The organism is Priestia sp. P5_B4, assembly GCF_056400385.1.
Genome location: NZ_JBFULJ010000575.1, coordinates 1 through 2,474 on the forward strand (window position 1 = coordinate 1; position 2,474 = coordinate 2,474).

Consider the following 2,474-nt stretch of genomic DNA (forward strand, 5'->3'; position numbering starts at 1 on the left):
CTCTAAAACAGTGTGCTTGTATAATTCTTTTTCAGCAAGCTGTTCAGCTTCAAAAGCCTGTCCCATAATAGAAGGATTAGCAAGCATTTGCTGATAGTAATGAGAGCGGACTTGTTTTTCTACTTTATCGTCCCACCAAGGTTTACGAGGCTTATGCTTTTGGTTTTGTAAATAATCAATTTTCATAAACCCTTCAATCATTTCTTCATTTGAAAAATTCTCTGTTTCAATGTACTGTCTAAGGCGTCTGAATAAATCTTCAAGCTGATGGCCGATTCGAACCCAGCCCATTTCATCCCAATACGTCCCGAAGTTTTGGAAGAAATCAAAAGGTGTATCATAGCAGTGCTCTACTAAAAACTCTATTGTTTCATCCATTCGATGGTCATTCCAAAACTTTTCTAAAATATCTTCTACATGTTTAATACGTACGACATCTGAAAATGGCAAGACGTTATTGCTTAAAATTTCATAAGGTGACTGATCCATGTATTGATAATTATAGTGAGGCGCACTTAAGCGTAAGCCAGTGCCGCGAAGCATTTTTAAAAAGCCTAGCTGAAGCTCTTCAGGGCGAAGTGCAAATACATCATTAAACGTATTCTTAAATGAGTTATAATCTTCGTCTGGCAGTCCCGCGATTAAATCTAAATGCTGATCGATCTTTCCGCCTTCTTTTACCATTGTTACGGTACGCGTTAACTTTTTAAAGTTTTGTTTGCGTTTGACTAGTTCATTGACAGCATCATTTGTAGATTGAACGCCAATTTCAAAGCGGAATAATCCTTTTGGCGCATGATCGTTTAAGAATTGAATAACTTCTGGGCGCATAATATCGGCAGTAATTTCAAATTGAAATACGGTGCCTTCACGATGTTCATCAATTAAAAATTGGAACATTTCCATGGCGTAGCTGCGGCTGATGTTGAACGTGCGGTCTACGAACTTAATCGTGCGCGCTCCGTTATCCATCAAATAGCGAATATCTTCTTTTACCTTTTCTCTATCGAAATAGCGAACGCCTACTTCAATAGAAGAGAGACAGAACTGACAGCTAAACGGACAGCCGCGGCTTGTTTCAATATATACAACGCGTTTTGAAAGTTCTTGGCGGTCTTCTTCAAAACGGAAAGGAGAAGGCATTTCGCGCAGATCAATTTTATTGCGCTGCGGGTTTACAACTGGTTTTCCTTCTTTTCGGAAAGCCACGCCGCTTACGTTTTCAAACTTACGCTCTCCGTGAAGTTCGTCCAACAGCTGCTTGAATGTTTCTTCTCCTTCACCAATAGCGATAAAGTCAGCTTCAGGAATGCGCTCTAGCCAGTGAGTTACATCATAGGTTACTTCTGGTCCACCGAATATAATGATGAGCTCGGGATTGATCTTTTTTAGCATTTGTGCGACTTTAATCGTTTCTTCAATATTCCAAATGTAACAGCTGAAACCAATAATATCTGGGTTGCGTTTATATAAATCCGTGACAATGTTCATAGCAGGATCTTTAATCGTATATTCGGCCATATCCACTTTATAGTCAGGCTCTGCATAGGCTTTTAAACATCGAAGGGCTAAAGAAGTATGGATATACTTCGCATTCAATGTACTGACAACAATGTTCATTCAAAAAGCTCCTTTTAACTCGTAATATGAAATCAATTTACTATTTTAGCACATTTGAGAAATAAAGTATAAATACCTTGCCACTTTTGTTGTGGAGGGGAAAGGATTTCGGTAAAATGTAACAGAAACGTAAAAGAAGAAAGAGTCTCGGTTAATGTAAACCTTGGTGAACGAAAAAAATGAGGTGGAAAACGTGGAATATAAGCGAATTAAGCCAAAAAAAATATATGAAGAAGTAGCCKAAACGCTTCTTGAGAATATAAAAGAAGGCAGCTTAAAGCCTGGTGACCGTTTGGATTCAGTGCAGCAGCTCGCAGAAAACTTTCAGGTAGGGCGCTCAGCTATTCGTGAAGCTCTTAGCGCTTTGCGGGCGATGGGGCTGCTGGAGATGAAGCAAGGAGAAGGCACATTTGTACGCGAATTTAACTCTGATATGCTGTCTTTGCCTGTAACTAGCGCTGTATTAATGAATAAAAATGATATTGAACATTTGCTTGAAGTGAGAAAAGTATTAGAAATTGGAGCTGTTCGAGCGGCAGCTCAAAAGCGAACGGATGCGGATCTTAACCAGCTGTCCGATAGCCTGGAACAAATGAAAGGAGCGTTTGGCAATGAAGAGCTGGGAGAGAAAGCAGATTTTGCTTTTCATTTAGCCATTGCTAAAGCATCGCAAAACCCTCTTTTAGTGAAGCTTATGAATAACGTATCAGAAATGATGATTGAAACGATGAAAGAGACAAGACGCATCTGGCTTTATGCAGAAGAAAAAACAGCTGAACGGATTTATAAAGAGCATCAGCAAATTTATGAAGCTATTCTTTCTCAGCATGCAGAAGATGCTCAGTATTTTATGA

2 protein-coding genes are annotated in these 2,474 nt (G+C 39.3%); one reads left to right on the plus strand and one right to left on the minus strand.

The features are described 5' to 3' along the window. On the minus strand, positions 1-1,620 hold a 1,620-nt coding region (locus AC1DRF_RS23145), incomplete at its 3' end, for a B12-binding domain-containing radical SAM protein (protein ID WP_477741794.1). 193 nt (positions 1,621-1,813) lie between these two features. On the opposite strand from AC1DRF_RS23145, the gene AC1DRF_RS23150 reads away from it, so the two are divergent. Then, positions 1,814-2,474, plus strand: a 661-nt coding sequence (locus AC1DRF_RS23150; protein ID WP_477741795.1) for a FadR/GntR family transcriptional regulator, incomplete at its 3' end; no start/stop codon positions are given.